Annotated in this window: 21 protein-coding genes; 10 read left to right on the forward strand and 11 right to left on the reverse strand. The window is 67.1% G+C overall.

The window, feature by feature from the left end; all coding sequences use genetic code 11:
- Positions 1 to 3 precede the first annotated feature (3 nt).
- Positions 4 to 1149: a hypothetical protein gene (locus ACNQS7_RS02990; protein ID WP_418011366.1), complete on the reverse strand. Its 1146-nt coding sequence runs from the start codon at positions 1147 to 1149 to the stop codon at positions 4 to 6.
- Between the two features lie 576 nt (positions 1150 to 1725).
- Here ACNQS7_RS02990 and ag85B point away from each other — a divergent pair.
- On the forward strand, positions 1726 to 2706 hold the full coding sequence (ag85B, locus tag ACNQS7_RS02995) for a diacylglycerol acyltransferase/mycolyltransferase Ag85B (protein WP_055578929.1): 981 nt from the start codon (positions 1726 to 1728) through the stop codon (positions 2704 to 2706).
- 80 nt (positions 2707 to 2786) lie between these two features.
- Here the strand turns inward: ag85B and ACNQS7_RS03000 are convergent, their stop codons facing one another.
- On the reverse strand, positions 2787 to 3353 hold the full coding sequence (locus ACNQS7_RS03000; protein WP_418011367.1) for a hypothetical protein: 567 nt from the start codon (positions 3351 to 3353) through the stop codon (positions 2787 to 2789).
- A 48-nt stretch (positions 3354 to 3401) separates the two neighbouring features.
- Between ACNQS7_RS03000 and ACNQS7_RS03005 the strand changes: the two genes are divergently transcribed.
- The 7 genes from ACNQS7_RS03005 (at position 3402) to ACNQS7_RS03035 (ending at position 8128) form a co-directional block, all read left to right on the forward strand.
- Positions 3402 to 3983, forward strand: a complete 582-nt coding sequence (locus ACNQS7_RS03005) for a chorismate mutase (RefSeq protein ID WP_418011368.1) — start codon at positions 3402 to 3404, stop codon at positions 3981 to 3983.
- Between the two features lie 107 nt (positions 3984 to 4090).
- Positions 4091 to 4507, forward strand: a complete 417-nt coding sequence (locus ACNQS7_RS03010) for a transglycosylase family protein (protein ID WP_055578961.1) — start codon at positions 4091 to 4093, stop codon at positions 4505 to 4507.
- A gap of 51 nt (positions 4508 to 4558) precedes the next feature.
- Positions 4559 to 5014, forward strand: coding sequence for an SRPBCC family protein (locus ACNQS7_RS03015; protein WP_418011369.1), 456 nt, complete (start codon positions 4559 to 4561; stop codon positions 5012 to 5014).
- Positions 5015 to 5037: 23 nt separating this feature from the next.
- Complete coding sequence (locus tag ACNQS7_RS03020; protein WP_418011370.1) at positions 5038 to 5868, forward strand: SDR family oxidoreductase; 831 nt, start codon at positions 5038 to 5040, stop codon at positions 5866 to 5868.
- A 7-nt stretch (positions 5869 to 5875) separates the two neighbouring features.
- Complete coding sequence (locus tag ACNQS7_RS03025) at positions 5876 to 6292, forward strand: lipoprotein LpqH (RefSeq protein WP_055578934.1); 417 nt, start codon at positions 5876 to 5878, stop codon at positions 6290 to 6292.
- Positions 6293 to 6295: 3 nt separating this feature from the next.
- On the forward strand, positions 6296 to 7612 hold the full coding sequence (locus ACNQS7_RS03030) for a cytochrome P450 (protein WP_418011371.1): 1317 nt from the start codon (positions 6296 to 6298) through the stop codon (positions 7610 to 7612).
- Between the two features lie 72 nt (positions 7613 to 7684).
- On the forward strand, positions 7685 to 8128 hold the full coding sequence (locus tag ACNQS7_RS03035; protein ID WP_418015860.1) for a limonene-1,2-epoxide hydrolase family protein: 444 nt from the start codon (positions 7685 to 7687) through the stop codon (positions 8126 to 8128).
- 7 nt (positions 8129 to 8135) lie between these two features.
- Here ACNQS7_RS03035 and ACNQS7_RS03040 read toward each other — a convergent pair whose 3' ends face one another.
- Genes ACNQS7_RS03040 through ACNQS7_RS03050 form a run of 3 tightly spaced genes read right to left on the reverse strand, consistent with a single transcriptional unit; the run spans position 8136 to position 11163 of the window.
- A complete protein-coding gene (locus ACNQS7_RS03040) occupies positions 8136 to 9281 on the reverse strand; it encodes an amidohydrolase family protein (protein ID WP_418011372.1) in 1146 nt (381 codons plus the stop codon).
- Positions 9278 to 10630: a glutamine synthetase gene (locus ACNQS7_RS03045; protein WP_418011373.1), complete on the reverse strand. Its 1353-nt coding sequence runs from the start codon at positions 10628 to 10630 to the stop codon at positions 9278 to 9280. Before ACNQS7_RS03045 ends, ACNQS7_RS03040 begins: the two co-directional genes overlap by 4 nt.
- Before the next feature lie 38 nt (positions 10631 to 10668).
- Positions 10669 to 11163, reverse strand: a complete 495-nt coding sequence (locus tag ACNQS7_RS03050; protein WP_055578938.1) for a carboxymuconolactone decarboxylase family protein — start codon at positions 11161 to 11163, stop codon at positions 10669 to 10671.
- A gap of 123 nt (positions 11164 to 11286) precedes the next feature.
- Here ACNQS7_RS03050 and ACNQS7_RS03055 point away from each other — a divergent pair, with 123 nt between their 5' ends.
- Complete coding sequence (locus ACNQS7_RS03055; RefSeq protein ID WP_418011374.1) at positions 11287 to 12951, forward strand: PPE family protein; 1665 nt, start codon at positions 11287 to 11289, stop codon at positions 12949 to 12951.
- On the opposite strand, the gene ACNQS7_RS03060 is transcribed toward ACNQS7_RS03055, so the two are convergent.
- Both ACNQS7_RS03060 and bfr read right to left on the reverse strand, forming a co-directional pair.
- Entirely contained in the window at positions 12935 to 14986 is a 2052-nt protein-coding gene (locus ACNQS7_RS03060; protein WP_418011375.1) for an MDR family MFS transporter, read from the reverse strand. The genes ACNQS7_RS03055 and ACNQS7_RS03060 overlap by 17 nt on opposite strands.
- 132 nt (positions 14987 to 15118) lie before the next feature.
- Positions 15119 to 15598 carry a bacterioferritin gene (gene bfr / locus ACNQS7_RS03065; protein WP_055578964.1) on the reverse strand — a complete coding sequence of 160 codons (480 nt, stop codon included), beginning with the start codon at positions 15596 to 15598 and terminating at the stop codon, positions 15119 to 15121.
- A 280-nt stretch (positions 15599 to 15878) separates the two neighbouring features.
- Here bfr and ACNQS7_RS03070 point away from each other — a divergent pair, with 280 nt between their 5' ends.
- On the forward strand, positions 15879 to 16076 hold the full coding sequence (locus ACNQS7_RS03070; RefSeq protein WP_082658695.1) for a (2Fe-2S)-binding protein: 198 nt from the start codon (positions 15879 to 15881) through the stop codon (positions 16074 to 16076).
- On the opposite strand, the gene ACNQS7_RS03075 is transcribed toward ACNQS7_RS03070, so the two are convergent.
- The 4 genes from ACNQS7_RS03075 to ACNQS7_RS03090 are packed head-to-tail and all read right to left on the reverse strand — an operon-like array spanning position 16073 to position 18914.
- Complete coding sequence (locus ACNQS7_RS03075; RefSeq protein WP_418011376.1) at positions 16073 to 16828, reverse strand: enoyl-CoA hydratase/isomerase family protein; 756 nt, start codon at positions 16826 to 16828, stop codon at positions 16073 to 16075. The two genes, ACNQS7_RS03070 and ACNQS7_RS03075, sit on opposite strands and share 4 nt — an antisense overlap.
- Positions 16829 to 16839: 11 nt before the next feature.
- Positions 16840 to 17283 (reverse strand): TIGR03618 family F420-dependent PPOX class oxidoreductase, encoded by a 444-nt coding sequence (locus tag ACNQS7_RS03080; RefSeq protein ID WP_418011377.1) that lies wholly within the window; start codon positions 17281 to 17283, stop codon positions 16840 to 16842.
- A 5-nt stretch (positions 17284 to 17288) separates the two neighbouring features.
- Positions 17289 to 17993, reverse strand: a complete 705-nt coding sequence (locus tag ACNQS7_RS03085) for a hypothetical protein (RefSeq protein ID WP_418011378.1) — start codon at positions 17991 to 17993, stop codon at positions 17289 to 17291.
- A gap of 9 nt (positions 17994 to 18002) precedes the next feature.
- Positions 18003 to 18914, reverse strand: coding sequence for a hydrogen peroxide-inducible genes activator (locus ACNQS7_RS03090; protein WP_418011379.1), 912 nt, complete (start codon positions 18912 to 18914; stop codon positions 18003 to 18005).
- Positions 18915 to 18975: the final 61 nt, after the last annotated feature.

The raw sequence follows: 18975 nt of genomic DNA on the forward strand, positions 1-18975 counted from the left end.
CGGCTACTCCGGCGGGCGCCCCGGCTCCGCGAACGTGCCGGGGATGTGTTCGAGCACGCGGCTGAGCCGCAACGGGCCATCGGCGGGTTCCGCGGGATCCGGCTCGGGCACGATCGCCGTCGGCCCGCCGCCCGGCGCCGATTCCTGAACCTGCTCGCCGGAGGTGAGTCGCACCGGCTCCTGCTGCACCGGAGGCGCGACCGGAGCCGCTTGCGCGGGGGGCGGCACGGGTGCGGGAGACACCGCCTCGGCCATCGGCGGTGTGGACTTGTGCGCCGGCCGGGACGGGGCGGAATCCTCACCCGGAGCGAGCTGCAGGCCCACCGCCAGCGAGACCGACGCCACGAACGTCACCGCCGCGGCCGCCAGGGTGGTCGCCGCCCCGGCGAACTGGCGCGAGCGCACGGGGACGGCGGCGACGGGCGCCGCGGCGCCGGCGGCCACCAGTTCGGCGTCGGTGAACTCCGTGCTCTGCGCCGCTGCCAGTGCTGCCCCGCGGGCGACGGTCACCTGCGCCATGGTCTGGGAGAACACCGGGACCGGCAACGCATTTTCCAGCTGCCAGGAGAAATCGCTGACGTCGTGCTGGGAGCCGACCACCACCACGCCGCCCGGACGCCAGGTGCTGCGGTCGAACATTCCGGTGAGCCAGGACGCCAACCCGTCGTAGCCGCCGCGGACGTGCTTGACGGCGGTCTGGGTCTCACCGTCGTGGGTGTCAACCATGACCACCGTCGCCCACTCGCGCTCGAGGATGCACACCGCGGTCTGCTCGTAGCCGATCACCGGCGCGATGGCCTGCGCCAGCGTTTCGACGGCGGCAAGCTGGCGGACGGGCACGACGTTGTCGAATCCCGCATCGGTGAGTGATTCCAGCAGCAGGGCGGCCTGGGCCGAGGCTTCGTCACTCCAGGTCACTCCGACCACCCGCAACCGGTGGTCGCCGGCTTCGGCAACCTCACGGGCCCGCATTACTTCGGCGGTCACCTGCTGTGCCGTGCTCACCGCACGCACCCCGTGGCTGTGCTGCGAACCGTCCTGCAATTGCACTTCACGGTGGTCGAGGATGGCGCCGTCGGCTCCGTGCCCTTCAGCGAGGACCCACCCGACCGTGGTCGGCGTCACCGATAGCCCAAGTACCGTATCCAAATCTCGCACCTCAATCATTCCCGGAGCCGGCCGCGCGCTCAGCCGCGTTACAGGCACCAAGGGGCTAGGTGCTTGGGCGCGGGAGTGCCGGAATTGCCCGGGATAGCTGTCTGCAGTCGGATTGCTCCGAGCGAGCCTACGCGCTCGGAGCACGTTCGTCTTGGCCGGTGTTGAACTTGCCGGGAAACCTGCAGGTGACTCTCAAACACCCGTGATCTGCGCAATCGGCACCCCGAAAACTGCCCACGCGGGCGGCGGTAAACCGGGCAATGGTTGCTCGGCTCGGCGGGGACCGCACCGGCGCCGAACCGGTGCGCGCCCTTGCGGGCTTGCGACTCCACCCGATTTCAACTGCGTAACGCCTGCATAACGTCGCGGCGTGTGTCGCGTTCGGGCGTGTCGGCCGCGGGCTATAACGAATGCGGTGATCCAACGAGGGTTCCGGTAACACAGTTGCTGTATCCGCGGCGGTAACCGATATGGAACTGAAATGTGATTGCGTCCGAATCGACATTCGGCCCAGTCACGCGGTAAGTTCTGCCGGGAACAAAAGACATAATGACAAGGGGCACAGGTATGACAGACGTGAGCGGGAAGATACGGGCCTGGGGTCGCCGACTCCTGGTCGGTGCGGCTGCGGCCGCGACCCTGCCGGGCCTGATCGGACTCGCCGGCGGTGCGCCGACCGCGGGAGCGTTCTCCCGGCCAGGTCTGCCAGTCGAGTACCTGCAGGTGCCGTCGGCGGCGATGGGACGCAGCATCAAGGTGCAGTTCCAGAGCGGCGGCGATAACTCTCCTGCGCTGTACCTGCTCGACGGCCTGCGCGCCCAGGACGACTACAACGGCTGGGACATCAACACCCCGGCGTTCGAGTGGTACTACCAGTCGGGCATCTCGGTGGTCATGCCGGTCGGCGGCCAGTCCAGCTTCTACAGCGACTGGTACAGCCCGGCCTGCGGCAAGGCCGGTTGCTCCACCTACAAGTGGGAGACCTTCCTGACCAGCGAGCTGCCCTCGTACCTGCAGAGCAACCGCAGCGTCAAGCCGACCGGGAGCGCCGCGGTGGGTCTGTCGATGGCAGGTTCCTCGGCCATGATCCTGGCTGCCTACCACCCCGCCCAGTTCATCTACGCCGGCTCGCTGTCGGCGCTGCTGGACCCGTCCCAGGGCATGGGGCCGTCGCTGATCGGCCTGGCCATGGGTGACGCGGGCGGCTACAAGGCCTCCGACATGTGGGGTCCGTCCAGCGACCCGGCGTGGCAGCGCAACGACCCGTCGCTCCAGATCCCGACGCTGGTGGGCAACAACACCCGCCTGTGGGTCTACTGCGGTAACGGCAAGCCCAGCGAGCTGGGTGGCGCGAACCTGCCCGCCGAATTCCTGGAGAACTTCGTCCGCAGCAGCAACATCAAGTTCCAGGACGCCTACAACGCGGCCGGTGGACACAACGCCGTCTTCAACTTCCAGAACGACGGCACGCACAGCTGGGAGTACTGGGGTGCGCAGCTGGTCGCCATGAAGGGTGACCTGCAGGGCGCCCTGGGCGCCCGGGGCTGACCCGCCACAACTGCTACTACTGCGCTTGACGGCTTCGGCCGTCAGGCGCAGTAGTGCGTTCAGGGGACATCCGCGCGGGGTCAGCCGCTGATCTCGGCGGTGACGTCCACCCACCCTGTGGTGTCGGTGCGGTGATCGCTGGTGTTGCGGCATTCGCCGTAGATCCGCGCCACACCCAGGCTCGCGTTGTCGTCGTCGCGGTAGATCAGCGCGGTGACCTGGCTCTTGGACATCGACTTGCTGTACGGGTGACCGCCGGGCGACAGGCCCTCCACCCAGCCGCCGGCGGTCAGCGCCTTCGCGACGGCCGGCAGGTACGCGTCGGCGCGGGTATCGGCGGGAATCGTGAAGGTCAGGTACACCGCGCCCTGGTACGGCGGGTTGTCGCGGTCCCGGCACGACATCAACAGATAGCCCGCCGTCGTCGTGCGCAGGCGCGCGGCCGAGACGACGTCCCGGGCGGCGCCCACCGCCTGGGTCCGGCTCTGCTGGTCCGACAACGAGGGACCGGGACGGTCAAGGGCGTCGGCGGGCGTGGCGTGCAGTTGGTCCACCGCCAGGAAGGTGCCGCCGAGCAGCAGCGAGGTCCCCAGGGTGGCGGCGAGCAGAGACCGGGCCTGGGTCGAGCGCAACCAGTCTGCACGCATGCCACCATTGTTCGTCAGGACCTGAACGCTCGACGAGGGAGGGCCGCGATGCTGCACGCCGCGTCCCGCGCCGCTCTGGTCGCGGTTGCCCTCGTGCTCGCCGGTGGCGCCGCGCCGCAGAGCCGGGCCGATAATGCCGGCCCGCTGACCGCTCTGGTTGATGCGCTGGCCGAGCGGCTGGCGATCGCCGAGCCGGTGGCCGCCTACAAATGGGGCGCACACGCCGCCATCGAGGATCCGGTTCGCGTGCAGCAGGAGCTGGCTACCCTGCGCGAGGACGCTGCCTCGGCACAGGTCGACCCGGATTACGTCGCCCGCGTGTTCAGCGATCAGATTGCGGCGACCGAAGCCATCGAGTACTCCCGGTTCTCGGACTGGAAGCTGGCGCCGGCGGCCGTGTCTCCCGCTCCGGCCGATCTTGCCGCCTCACGGGCCGCCATCGACGCCCTGAACACTAAGATTTTGTCTCACATATCACTTAACTGGGGTTTGCTGAACTCTCCCGCATGCCCGGGTCTGCTGCGGAACGCCCGCAGCGACGTGACGCGACTGCGCAGTCTGGACAACCTGTATCAACGTGCGCTTACGGCGGCGACCGCTTCCTACTGCCAGGCTCAGCCACCCGGCTGAGGCACCCGCCGGAACGGCGTTTGCGCCAATCTCATTGCGGTAGACAACTGATCTCATAATTTTTTCTAGTGGGTAACGCTTTGAACACGCTCGGCGAAATGCCGGGCATGACGAACATCACAAAGCCCCTCATCAAGTCCGCCATCACCGCGGGATTCATCGCCACCGGCATGTCGCTGTCCGCCGGCACCGCCGACGCCGACGCCATGAACTGGGAGGCTGTCGCACAGTGCGAATCCGGCGGCAACTGGGCGGCCAACACGGGCAACGGCGCCTACGGCGGTCTGCAGTTCAAGCAAGCCACGTGGGAGGAGTACGGCGGCGTCGGCAACCCCGCGAAAGCCTCCAAGCAGCAACAAATCGCCGTGGCGAATAAGGTTCTGGCCGGTCAGGGACCGGGCGCGTGGCCGAAGTGCGCCAGCGCGGGCGGCATGGGTCCGGGGATCGCGCAACTGCCCAAGCCGGGTGGAACGCTGACTCAGACCATCAGCCAGATCATCGGGATGTTCACGCCCAAACAATGATTATCGGCGGGGCGCCGCGTTTCGTTACACGCGACGTGATTGGATCCTTCTATGGAGGGTTCAGCAACGGTTCATATGGCGGCGCCGGCAGACAAGATCTGGGAATTAATTGCCGATATTCGAAATACCGGGCGCTTCTCGCCGGAAACCTTCGAGGCCGAATGGTTGGGTGGGGCGACCGGACCCGAGCTCGGAGCGCGGTTCCGCGGCCACGTCCGCCGCAACGAGATCGGCCCGGTGTACTGGACCACCTGCGAGGTGACGGCCTGCGAGCCCGGTCGCGAATTCGGGTTTGCTGTACTGGTCGGCGACCGGGTGGTGAACAACTGGCATTACCGGCTGGAGCCGACTCATGACGGGACGGACGTCACCGAGTCTTTCCGGCTCGCTCCGTCGCCGTTCAACAACGTCTACCTGGTGTTGGGAGGCTTCCTACGTAAACGTCGCAACATAAGAGACATGACGAAGACGCTGCATCGCATCAAAGATGTGGTCGAAGCAGGCTGAGGGGCTGGGCGGAGATCACCTCGATGAAGACGATATTCATCACCGGTGCGGGCAGCGGGATGGGCCGGGAAGGCGTCAAGCTGTTCCATGGCAAGGGCTGGCGCGTCGGCGCCGTAGACCGCAATGACGCCGGCCTGGCCGCGCTCAGTGTGGAATTGGGCGCCGGCCTGTGGACCCGGGTGGTCGACGTGACCGACAAGGCTGCGCTGGATGCGGCCCTGGCCGACTTCTGCGCCGGCAACGCCGGCGGCGGGCTCGACATGATGTGGAACAACGCCGGAATCGGCGAAGGCGGCTGGTTCGAGGACGTACCGTACGAGGCCGCCATGCGGGTCGTAGACGTGAACTTCAAGGCCGTGCTGACGGGCGCCTACGGGGCACTCCCCTACCTGAAGAAGGCGCCGGGCAGCCTGATGTTCTCCACGTCGTCCTCCTCGGGCACCTACGGCATGCCGCGCATCGCCGTGTACTCGGCGACCAAGCACGCAGTCAAGGGACTGACGGAGGCGCTGAGCGTGGAATGGCAGCGCCACGGCGTGCGGGTCGCCGACGTGCTGCCCGGCCTGATTGACACCGCCATCCTCACCTCGACACCTCAGCACTCCGACGGGTCGGAAACTCAGATGACGCACGATGAGTTGCGCGCTGCCGCGCCCAAGCGGGGGATGTTCCGGCTGATGCCGGCCTCCAGCGTCGCCGAGGTGGCGTGGCAGGCCTACCAGCATCCGACGCGGCTGCACTGGTATGTGCCCGGCAGCATCCGCTGGATCGACCGGCTCAAGGGGATAAGTCCGGAGTTCGTCCGAAATCGCATCGTCAAAGCATTGCCCAGGCTGGACCCGAAGCAGCAATAATGTCCTGGTGCAGAACCGGATGGTGGTAACGGCAGGAATCGCATTGGCACTCACCGTGTCCGGCTGCGGCGGCACTCAGATCATGCCCCGCAAGGCCGCGCATCTGACCCTCGACGGCTCCGCCCACACCACGCGCCCGCCGGCGTGCAGTCAGATGCAGGCCTATCGGACCATCGACATTCGCGATCGCGACGGCCAGGTTCAGGCGGTGATGTTGATCAGCGGTGACCGGGTAATTCCGCAGTTCGTCAAGATCCGCAACATCGACGGCTTCACCGGCAGCTACTACGAGGGCGGGGTGGGCGACGCGCACGTGGACGTCAACAAGAACGCCTACACCATCACCGGCAGCGCATCCGGCATCAACAGCAACAACCCGAACAAGGTCGTCACGACGGACTTCAAGATCAGCGCCGAGTGCTGACCGGTGAAGGACAGACTGCACTGGTTCGCGATGCACGGCGTGGTCCGCGGGGTGGCCAAACTCGCGGTCCGGCGGGGTGACCTGCAAGCCAGGTTGATCGCCGACCCGGCTGTCGCCGACGACCCGGTGCCGTTCTATGACGAAGTACGACGCCGCGGCGGATTGGTGCGCAACCGGGCGAACCTGATGACGGTCGACCACCGACTCGCCCACGATTTCCTTCGCTCCGACGATTTCCACGTCGTCAACTTCGGCGATAGTCTGCCGAAACCGTTGCGCTGGTTGGAACTTCGTACCCGTGACCACCGCCTGCACCCGCTGCGGCCGCCGTCGCTGCTGGCGGTCGAACCGCCCGATCACACCCGCTACCGCAAGACTGTCTCGGCGGTGTTCACCTCGCGGGCGGTGAATGCGCTGCGCGACCGGGTTCAGCAGACGGCGGACGAACTGCTCGATCGGCTCTCCGACCGGCCCGGTGGGGTCGACATCGTCGGCCGGTATTGCTCCCAGCTACCGATCACCGTCATCAGCGAGATTCTCGGGGTGCCGGAGTACGACCGCCGGCGCGTGCTGGAGTTCGGCGAGTTGGCCGCCCCGAGTCTGGACATCGGGTTGCCCTGGCGGCAGTACGTCCGCGTGCAGCGGGGTACGGCGGGATTCAACGCGTGGCTGGTGCAGCATCTGCGTGAGCTGCAACGCAACCCGGGTGACGACCTGATGAGTCAATTGATTCAGACCGCCCAGAGCGGCAGCGAGGACAGCTATCTCGACGACATCGAATTGCAGGCAGTCGCAGGACTGGTCCTGGTCGCCGGCTTCGAGACCACAGTCAACCTGTTGGGCAACGGAATTCGGATGCTGCTCGACCATCCCGACCAGCTGGACAAGCTGCGGGAGCGGCCCGAGTTGTGGCCCAACGCGGTGGAGGAGATCCTGCGGCTCGACTCGCCCGTGCAGCTGACCGCTCGGGTGGCCGGGCGCGACGTCGAGGTGGCGGGGATGCCGATCTACCGTGGCGAGGTGGTGGTCGTCTATCTGGCCGCCGCCAACCGGGACCCCGCCGTGTTCGCCGACCCGCACCGCTTCGATGTCGAAAGGGCTAATGCGGGAAGGCATCTCGCATTCTCGACGGGACGCCACTTCTGCCTCGGTGCGGCGCTGGCGCGAGCCGAGGGCGAAGTCGGGTTGCGCACCTTCTTCGAACGTTTCCCCGACGTCCGGATCGCAGGTAGCGGGAGCCGGCGCAGCACGCGGGTGCTGCGCGGCTGGTCCACCCTGCCGGTGCAACTCGGACCGGCCCGCTCGATGGCCACGCGATAGTCAGGCCCGCACGCCGCCGCGCTGTGGTTGACACCCGAGCGGCGGCCGAGTTAATTGACGGGTATGACAGAAATGATCACCGCCGAGAATGTCGTGACCGGAATGTGGCAAGCGCTCTCGCGGCGGGACTGGGATGCGGTGCCGACATTCCTGTCCGACGACTGCCTCTACGTCGACATGCCGGTCCCGGCCGTGTCGGCTCGTGGTCCGGCGAACATCGTGACGCGGCTGAAGATCGGGCTGGAACACCTGGCCGGATACGAAAATCACGACGGGGTGTTGGTGTCCAACGGCTCCGACGTCATCTACGAGCACTCCGAGACCTGGACCTTCCAGACCGGTGAGCAGGGCGTCCTCAGGTTCGTCACGGTGCACAAGGTCGTCGACGGCAAAATCGCTGTGTGGAAAGACTATTGGGACATGAACAGCCTGGTGGCCTTCGCGCCGCCGCAGCACTTCGAAAACCTCGCGGGCGGCGACACGTCCTGGATCTTCGACGCCAGCGCCCTGGTGTAGCTATTGCTCACCAGGTGGTCGGGCCGCGAGGGTCGCCGCTGGCGAGACGGTAAACGCGGGCGGCGTTGTGGTGGGCGATCAGGTCGACCACCCGGATGGCGTCCGCCTCGCTCCAGTCGCCGGCGTCCACGAAGCCGTGCAGCACGCGACCGATTGCGGTGCGCCACAACGCGGATCCCAGATAATGGAGTTCGGCAGGCCCGTACCCGTCCGAGGAGTACAGAATCTTGCGGAACGGCGCGAGTTCGAGGATTCGCGCGACGAACGCCGGCGCCCGGGCGCCCAGCTGGTTCACGGTCAGCCCACCGTCGATGTACACGTTGTTGAAGGCCTGGGCCAGGTAACCGGCCTGACGTTCGTAGGGATAGCAGTGCAGCAACACGATAGGGGTATCCCCTGAGTTGCGCAGGAAGTCAAGCAGATACAGCGGGTCGGTCTTGTGCAGGTCGCAGTCGCGATCGCCGAGGCCCACGTGGAACTGCAGCGGTTTGCCCAGCCGCAACGCCTGATACAACCCGAACCGCAACAGCACCCGGTCCTGCAACCGGACGCCGCCTGCGTCGCGCCAGCGTTGCGCGGCGGTCCTGACTTCGGCCGCGGACGGCTCACTGAGGTCACCGTCGAACCCGCCACGGTAGGCAAGGATCGATTTGGTGCCGACCGCGCCGGCGGCGCGGCGGACCAGGGTTTCCTCGAAGGCCGCCGCGTAATCGCCGTCGGCCTGTGCCGCCTCCTCGGCCACTTGTTCCAGCCGCACCACTTCGTAGGCGCGGCGACCGGACAGCTCACCGAAGGCCGCGACATCGGTGACCCCGCCCGCGAATCCGGTGTCGATCAGCCAGTTGCTCACCCCGGCAGCCGGCAGGAACCGCCGCGCCAGGTCGGACTCGCTGAACTGGCTACGGCGCTCCCAGTATTCCTGCGGATCAACATGTCTGGGTAGGCCTAGGACGGCGGCGCAGTGGTTGCGCACCGCGAAACCGAGTTGGGTGTCGAAGCCGGAGTCGAAATCGGCGAGGGGCTGCGTGTTGGCTTCGTTGAGCGCGTTCTCGAAACGCCGCCGGTCACCGGCTGACGACCAACACCCATGCGCGTGCTGGTCGATCAGCGCTACCCGACGAATATGTTGTGCCAGAGCGGAATCCGGGGTCATAGGCTCCAGGCCATCCGGAACTTGTCGGCGAGCGCCGCGGGTTCGAGGGCCGCGTACCGGTCGTGCTCCATCCGCCGCACCGCGGTCACCGTGTCGACCACCGGATCACCCAGCAGTTTACGCATCAGCGCCGAGTCATCCAATGCCGCAATGGCTTGCACCTGATCGTCGGGCAGCAGCCGGGTTCCGGCGTCGTCCCGTTCCGCTTCGGAAAGCTGTTCGGGGTCCACCGTCGTCTCCGGCGGCAACGTCGCGCGGCCGGTGATGCCGTCGAGTGCCAGGGCCAGTATCGCCGCGGTAGCCAGGTAGGGGTTGGCCGAGGGGTCGATGATCTTCACTTCAACGTTGGCGCCGTGCGGATTTCCGGGGCCACCTTCGATGAATCGCACTGCGGCCTCCCGGTTCTCGATGCCCCAGCAGGCGTAGGCGCCGGCCCAATTGCCTGGCCGCATGCGCAGGCCGGACACGATCGACCCGGACAGAATGCCCTGCGCCTGCGGCAGCCCACGCAGCACCCCCGCGACCGCTGCCTGTCCCGCCATTGTCATGCCACCGGGGCCGGTGCCTCCGGAGAACAGCGGACCCTCCGGGGTGACCAGTGAAAAGTGTTGATGTGCACCCGATCCCACACTCCCGGCGAACGGCACCGGCGACAGGCTGATCCGCATACCATGGCGGCGGGCGGCCCGGCCGATGATGATCCGCATCAGCACCAGCTGGTCGGCCGCGGCCACCGGCGGCTGGGGCGCCAGCGAGAGCTCGAACTGATTGGGTCCGTACTCGGGATGGAACTGCTCGATCACGACTCCGGCGGAGGTCGCACCGGCGATCACATCCCGAACGAATGCCTCGTGTTCGAGGACTCCGGCCAGGCCGTACTGCGCCCACAGCGTGGCAGGCAGCCGGCCGCCGCCGGAATCCACCAGCAGGAACTCGATTTCGTGACCGACCGCGGCCTCGATGCCGGCGTCGGCCAACGCGGCCTCGATGCGGCCCAGGGTCCCCCGGCCGCAGGCCGGGACGGGAGTGCCGTCCTGTTCGAAGAATCCGGCGGGTGCCCATGCCAGCCCGTCGCCGATGATGCGCAATGCGGAAAGGTCGATGCGCAGGCGCTGGTCCCCCACCACGGTGACGTCGTCGGTGAACGCGATGCCGGTCTGGTCGATGGCGAAGGCATGCCACGTCGGACTGGCACCCAGGCCGGGATCGGCGAACGTGTTCGTCCGGCGGATCGGGACGGTCTTGGCCAGGGTGAGCCCGGCGGGGTTCACCACGGTGCCGATGACGGTGTCGACGCCCTCGGCCTCAAGCTGGGCGATAGCCGCACCAGCAAGCGGAGTGGCGGTCATGGCAGCCATTCGGCGGTTCCGGCTGATGTCCGCCTGGGTCAGGCCCGGCTGGGCAGCGTCAGCTTGCACGCCTGACCGATGTCCAGGGTGCGCAGTACCCGGCCCATACCCACCCACAGGGCACACGAGATCGCCAGGTCGGCCAGCAGTTCATCGGAGAAATGTTCGGCGGCGCGGGCCCAGAAGTCCTCGTCGTCGCGCAGTTCGGTGTGGTCGGTGGAGAAGCGGTGCGCGAACTCGGCCGCCAGCCGCTCCTGCTCGCTGTATCCCGGCCAGGTCCGCCACTCCGTGGCGTGGTGGTACAGATCTTCGTCGACTCCGGCCGCCGGGCCGTCGGCGTCGCGGGTGTTGGCGCACACGATGCATTCGTTGTTGTCGGCAATCACCGCACGCGCAATCTCACGGGTGCGCAACGGAAGCCGATTGCTGGTGTAGACCGCTCGGCTGAAATTGGCCATGGCGCCGCCGAGTTCAGGGGACTTGAGGACCCAGCCGGCAACGTCGTCGTCCGCGAAACTTCCGATTCGGCTCATGGCGAGATGGTACGCCCGGCCGATCCGCTCTTGAACTGAACACCACCAAGGAGCTACTTTGGTGCAAATGAAAATCATGTTCAAAACATGTCATTCTCATAGAAGGCCTGGTGGGACCACGTCATGACGGGTTTCAACGGGTGGATGGCCGCGCCGCCCGAGGTGCACTCGGCGCTGTTGAGCAGCGGCCCGGGGCCGGGCCCGCTCCTCGCCGCCGCGTCGGCGTGGTCGGCACTCAGCACCGAATACGCCAGCGTCGCAGACGAACTCGTCGCGATGCTGGCTGCCGTGCAGGGCGGGGTCTGGGCGGGACCCAGCGCGCAGGCCTACGCGGCGGCGCACCTGCCCTACGTGGAATGGTTGACACGGGCCGGCCAGATCAGTGCTGACAACGCGGCGCGTGAAGAGGCGGTGGCCGGCGCCTACCTGACGGCGCTGGCCACGATGCCGACGATGGCCGAGCTGGCCGCCAATCACGCTGTGCACGGGGCGCTGCTGGCGACCAACTTCTTCGGTATCAACACCATCCCGATCACGCTCAATGAGGCCGACTACGCCCGCATGTGGACTCAGGCCGCGGCCGTCATGAGTGGCTACCAGGCCGCATCCGATACAGCACTGGCGGCGGCGCCGCCGGCCGACCCGGCGCCGCAGATCCTGCAGAACCCGCTGCAGGCCTACCAGGACTTCATGAGCAACCCCCAGCTCAATCCGTTCACGCAATTCGAGAACCTCATCAACAATCCGCAACTCGACGCGATCCTTCAGCAGTTCGGTATCGGGAACGACACGATCGCCCACGACCCGCTGGTCGACAACGCCCTGGATGACTTCGTCGCCAACATCCTTCGCAACTTCGGCTATGACTGGAATCCGCTCGACGGCACGCTGAACGGGCTCGAATACGACTACTACACGGATCCGACCGTGGCGGCCTTCTGGGTAGCCCGGACATTGGAGCTGGGCGAGGACTTTCAACAGTTCTTCGTCTATCTGCAGACCAACCCGGTACTGGCCGTCCAATACCTGGTCAGCCTGGAGCTCTTCGACTGGCCGACCCATCTGGCTGAGGTCTTCACCTTGACCAGCCAGCCGGCTGCGCTTGCCGCGGCCCTCCCGGTGGCTGCCGCCCCGCTGGCTTCGGTGGGCGGCCTGGCCGGATTGGCCGGGCTGGCCGCTCTGCCGCCACCGGTCGTAGTGCCGGCGCCGGTACCGATAGGTACGCCGCCTCCGTTGCCGGCGGTGGGGCTGTCGTCGGTGACCGCACCGGCCGCGGCACCGGCGTCGGCGCCGGCGCCCGCGCCCAGCAGCACCGCGGGAGCCCCGCCGCCCTCCCCTTCGGCGCCGGCGCCGCCCGCCGGGGGTGGGGCCGGTTTCGCGCCGCCCTACGCCGCGGCTCCGCCCGCGATCGGATTCGGTTCCGGGCTCAGCGCGAAGGCGAGTAACGCAGCGAAAAGGCAGGCGTCAGAGCCCGACAGCGCCGCCCAGGCGGCCGCTGCCGCGGCTCGGGAGCAGGCTCGGGCGCGTCGCCGCAAGGCCGCCAAAAGCCGTGGGTTCGGCGACGAGTTCCTGGATATGGATGTCGACGTCGACCCGCAGTGGGAAGGGCCGCCGACCACCGAGGCCTCCGAGCGGGGTGCGCAGCCGATGGGTTTCGCGGGCACCGTGACCGATGAAACCGCCGGCGCCGCTGCCGGGTTGACCACGCTGGCCGGTCCTGGGATGAGCGATGGCCCGCGGATGCCGCTGCTGCCCGGCAGCTGGCATCCGGTCAGCGACTCGCAATAGCCTCCGTCGCGGTGTCTTCATTCCAATCCCGCTGTGCGATAACGCGATACGCGACCCGGCCCAGTGCGTCCTCTACCTGTGCGCGATCGGGGCGGACGGCGAAACCGGGTGACCGGGACAGCTTGTCGATGATCCAGGCCAGCAGCAGCGAATACACGTACTGCACCTGCTCCACGCCGGCGGGGGTGAGCCACAGCCGGTCCCCGTCGCGCATCACGTATCCCGCGGCGACCAGCCGGTTGAAGGTGGGTTCCAGCACCTCGAAGGGTATCTGCAGATTGTCGCCGATATCGGTGAGCCGGGCGGAGCCGAAGAATTGCGTGTAGCGGTTGACCCGCAGCAGCGCCCACAGCGCGGCGACGTCGAGCCGGCAGTCCGGCCGCATCGCGATGCTTCGCAGCCGAACCCCGGGCTCGCCGCGCAGCATGCGCGCAATTGCGTTCTCCAACAACTGTTCCGGCGTATCGGTGCTCGGCATACCGAACCCGTCACCGAGGTCGACCGCGCTGTTGTGGATGTCACGCAACGGCACTTCGCGCAAGAACAGCGCCAGCACGAAACCGACCGCGGCGACCGGCGCCGCGCACAGGAAAACCTGGGACAACGAATCGGAATAGGCATGCACGATTGGCGCGGCCACGGCAGCCGGTTGCCGGTGCAGCGCGGCCGGCGAGCTCACCGCGTCCCGCGGAGCGCCGGTCGTGGCGAGGGCGGTGGCCAGTCTCGAGCTGAGGAAGTTCACGAACAGAGAGCCGAAAATGGCCGCCCCGAATGAGCTGCCGATGGTGCGGAAGAAACTCACCCCGGAGGTAGCTACCCCGAGGTCCTCGAAATCGGAGGTGTTCTGCACGATGAGCACCAGCACCTGCATGGACAGTCCGATGCCGGCGCCCAGGATGAGCAGATAGACCGACTGCAGCAGCGCAGAGGTCGACTTGTCCATGGTGGACATCAAGACGAAAGCGACCGTCATCAGCGCGGTGCCGACGACGGGGAAGATCTTGTAGCGCCCGGTGCGGCCGACGATGCTGCCGCTACCCGTCGAGGTGATCAGCATGCCGACCACCATCGGCAACGTGCGCAGGCCCGACGTGGTGGCCGAGACACCATTGACGTACTGCATGAAGGTCGGCAGGAACGTCATCGCGCCCAGCATCGCGAACCCGACGACGAACGACAGTGCACAGCACACGGTGAAAACCGGACTGGCGAATAACCGGATCGGCAGAATCGGCGCGGTCGCACGGTTCTCCACCCATACGAACACACCCAGGGCGACGGCCGCGCCGACGAACAACCCGATGATGGTCGGCGAGCCCCACGCGTAGACGGTGCCGCCCCAGCTGGTGGCCAGGGTCAGGCCGGCGGCGCTCAGCCCGATGAAGACGATGCCGGCGTAGTCGACCACGGGTTTGGTGGACGCTTTCAGCGCCGGGATCGCCGCGGTGGCCACGCAGATCACCACCAGCGAGACCGGCAGGTTGATCCAGAACGCCCAGCGCCAGGTCAGGTAGTCGGTGAAATAACCGCCGAGCAATGGGCCCACGACCGTGGTGACACCGAATACCGCGCCCAGGATGCCCTGGTAGCGGCCGCGCTCGCGCAGCGGGACCACCTCGCCGATCAGCGCGCTGGCCGTGACGGTGATGGCGCCGCCGCCGATGCCCTGCAGGGCTCTCGATCCCACCAGCATGGTCATGGACTGCGCCAGCCCGCACAGCACCGATCCCGCGACGAAGAACAGCACGGCGACTTCGAAAACCCGTTTGCGGCCGTACAGGTCGCCGAGTTTGCCGACCAGCGCGGTGACGATCGTCGAGGCCAGCAGGTAACTGGTGACCACCCACGATTGACGACCGGCATCGCCGAGGTCGGCGACGATGGTCGGCAGCGCGGTGGCGACGATCGTCTGATCGAGGGCCGCGAGCAGCATCCCGAGCACGATGGCGGCGAAGATGAAGTTGCGCCGCCCAGGGGTGATCATCGCGCTGCCGGACCCGGTATCGGCAGGCGCGGCAACTGTCGTGGTCGTCATTACCGTCTTTCGGTCGGCGCGCAGGCTGAAGCGCACCCGTGCCACGTAGCGGTGCGGGCAGGGCGGCAGCTGTGTGAATGCCCCCGATCGGGCTGATTCAATCCAGCGTGCGGCGCCGGCGAGCCGTAATGGTTATTTCGGCGGACGGGAGACGCACTGGGCCGAGTAGAGCTCCTCGCCGAGCTTGTCCATCAACTCCAGCTGGGTCTCGAGGTAGTCCACATGCGATTCCTCATCAGCCACAATCCCTTCCAGCAGAATTGCGCTGGTGCTGTCCTGCTTCTCGCGGCACATGATGATGCCCGGCTTGAGTCGGTTCAGCACTTCGTATTCGATTGCGAGGTCGGCCTCGAATTGCTCGCGCAACGTCTGGCCGATGCGTAGGGAGAAGATGCGCTGGTAATTCGGCAGCCCGTCGAGCAACAGGATGCGATCGGTGATCGCCTCGGCGTGCCGCATCTCGTCGAACGATTCCGCGCGCGTGTGCGAAGCAAGTTCGGTGAATCCCCAGTTGTCCTGCATTTTCGAGTGCAGGAAGTACTGGTTGATGGCCGTGAGCTCGCTGGTCAGCTGCTCGTTGAGCAGTCGCAGCACGTCTGGATCGCCTTGCATGGTCACTCCTACGGTGTGAAGGCTGTCAGTCGATCCGCGCGGGCGCGCCGGGCTGGAGCACGCCGTGCGGGGTAGTGCGGCACCGTCGGGTGCCGATTTCAATCTAGTGCAGTAAAGGCAAGTGAGCCCACGCTTAACTGCGCCGTCGGCGCGTCCCGCCGCGGCGCAATCATGATCACCGGTTTTAACTTAGGTTAGACTCGGCTAACTGACTTAGGTTAGACTCCACTAATATGAGCACACACTACGCTTACTCCGCAGCTGCGGGTGGTGTCTGCTGATGTACGTGTGCTTGTGCGTCGGAGCCACCAATCAAACGGTGTGTGAAGCCGTCGCACGGGGCGCGTCGACCTCCAAGGAAGTCGCCGCATTGTGCGGGGCCGGAGGCGACTGTGGGCGTTGCCGGCGCACGCTGCGGGCCATCATCTCCGCCGCCCGCGTCAATCAGGCTGAACTACAGCCCGCTTCATCCGCCTAGCGCCGCCGGTTCCCGAATTCCGCGAGCGCCGCAGCGTTGGCCTGCGCGCCCATCAGTTCGGCGAAATGCGCATTTTCCCGTGCCGTCGCGGCCGCGATCTCCGGACGGGTCGGTTCGACCATCGTGTGCTTGACCGCCATCAGGCTCGAAATCGGCCGCGCGGCAAGGACGTCGGCGTGCCGGCGGGCCTCGGACAGTAGCTCGTCGGGCTCACAGACCCGCCACACCAGTCCCATCCTCAGCGCCTCCTGGGCGTCCACCCACTCCGAGGACATCAACAGCCACGCTGCGTTCTGCCGGCCGATCAACTGCGGCAGCAGATAGGAAGACGCCGCTTCGGGTGCCACGCCCAAGCTGGTGAACGGGCACTTCAACCGTGCGGTCGTCGACATGAAGGCGAGGTCGGCATAGCCGAGGACGGTGGTCCCGATACCCAGCCCGATGCCGTTGACGGCGCAGATCAGCGGCTTCGGAAAGGCGCTGAGCGCCTCGATCAGGCCCCGGAAACCGTACTTTCCGGGCGTGAAGGCGGGGTCGGAAATCATCGCCTGCATGTCGGCCAGGTCGGTACCGGCGCTGAATGCGCGGCCCGCGCCGGTCAGCAGCACGACGGCGACCTCGGGATCCGCGGCGGCATCCAGCAGTGCCTGGGCGGTGGCGTCGTACAGGGCTTCGTTGAACGCGTTGAGGGCCTCAGGCCGGTTCAAGGTGAGAGTGCGGACCCGGTTGTCGTCTTCGATCAGCAGCGTCACGAACAGGAAGCCTATCGGTTGCTGTACACGCGGGTCGGACTGATCAGCACCACGGCACGCCGCTCCTCGGCCATGACACGGTCGTACTCGTCCCAATCGTCGTGGGTGCCACCGGCCGCCGTGAAAACGTCGCGGAGCAACAGTCTCAACTGGTCGGGATCGGACAGCCAGGTCTGCGCGTCGTCGGGGCCGGCCAATTCCGCGCGGCCTTCGACGGTGGCCCATTGCCACCCGTTGCGGAACGTGACCGCCAGCTGTGGCCGTGCCCTCAGGTTGGCCAGCTTGACCTTGCCGTAGGTGGTGAACCCGAGCACGGGCTCTCCCCCGGCCGGGTGGGGCAGGAGTCCGACATTCACCAGCGACGCCTGCACGCTGCAGTCGGCGCGGACCGTGGATATCACCGCGAGTCCACTTTCGGACGCCGCCAGCGCCACCGCATCCTGAACTGTCGTCATCTGCTTCACCCTTCCCGGAACGGCGTCCTGACCACGTAACGACTGGTGGGCACCGTGTCGATGTTCTGGTTGGCGCCGAAGGCCGAAGTGCTGGCCACCATCCGGCCCACCCGGTGCTGCAGGTCGTCGTCGTCGTCGGCGCCGAAAAACGCTTTCAAGTCGGAGACCGCCTCCAGTGGGAACAACTCCTCGACGATGGCCGAGATTCCCGGAGCGTCCGGGGTGAGCGCCCGCACCACCCAGTTCTGGGTGTAGCCGAAGGTGGACTGGGTCTCGATGGCCACCTGGGTATGGTTCAGTTGCCACCGGTCGAGCCAGGTCGCCTGATCCAGGTCCGGCGGCCGCCGCAGCAGCGCGACATTCGCCAAACCCGGTGTGCGGTGCCGTGATTCGACCACCGGCCCCGGCATCGGAACCGACTCGGTGACCAGGTAGGCCGCAAGTTGCCCGCATTCGGCGGCCAGTACCCGAAGGGCCGCCGACATCTGCTCGCCGTAGCATTGCTGCGTCCACACGCTCACCACGGCGGCAACCGGCGGATCCAGAGTCGTCAACGTCATCAGCGAGTCGCGCACCGCGCTGTCGCGGACGTTCACCGTCAGCCCGGGCAGGCCCAGTTCCGACAGTTCGGTGGCCACCGGTCCACGAAGGCGCGCGCACCAGTCGTCGTCGTATTCGGCCCGCCGCAGCACAGCGATGACTTTCTCCATCAGGCGAACCTAACCCCTGATCAGTTCGGCGATGATCCCGGCCAGCCGCCGATAGGACTCGTCGCGGCCGGATGTGGAACGAAACACCAGACCGATCCGCCGGTGCGGGCGCGGTGCGGCGAACCGGGCGAGACCGACACTGCTGCGCGCGGTTTCGACCGCGACGGCGGTCTGCGGGATCAGTGTCACGCCCAATCCTCCGGCCACGCACTGCACGGCCGTCGCCAGCGAAGCCGCCCGGGTGTCAACCGGCTCGGCCCGCACCCCGGCCTCCCGGCACGCGTCCAGCGCCTGGTCGCGCAGACAGTGGCCCTCATCCAGCAGTAGCAGCGGCAACTCCGCCAGCACCGCGGCGGGCACCCGCTGCCGGCCCGACAGTGCATGTCCGGGAGGCAGTGCCAAGACGAAATCCTCGTCGTACATGGCAATGGCGGTGAGACCCGCCGAGTCGGCGGGCAGCGCGATCAGCGCCGCGTCCAGCGCGCCGTCGCGCAGCAGGCCGAGCAGGCGCTCGGTCTTGTCCTCGACGACCCGCAGTGTCAGGTCGGGCAGGCGCCGCGGCAGCCCGGCCAGAACGGCGGGCAGCACGTAGGGCGCCACCGTCGGGATCAGGCCGAGCCGGATCGTGCCGGCCAGCGGATCGCCGGCACCGGCGGCAGCGCGGGTGAACGATTCGGCCGCGTCGACGACAGCGCGGGCCAGCGGCAGTAGCTGTTCGCCTTCGGCCGTGATGCGAACCCGGCGGGTGGAACGCTCGACGAGGTTGGTGCCCAGCCCGGTCTCGAGCGTCGCGAGCGCCTGCGATAACGTCGATTGGCTGACGCCGAGAGTCGTTGCGGCGCTGCCGAAATGCTGTTTCTGCGCGACCGCCACGAAGGCCCGCAGGCCGGCCAGGGTGGGTTGAAAACTCTTATCGGGCATACCTATCAGTGTAGTGCGACAAATCACCTTTACTTCAAAGCGAACCCGGGGCACCATGGTC

The organism is Mycobacterium sp. 23 (assembly GCF_048287075.1).
GTDB lineage: Bacteria > Actinomycetota > Actinomycetes > Mycobacteriales > Mycobacteriaceae > Mycobacterium > Mycobacterium gordonae_B.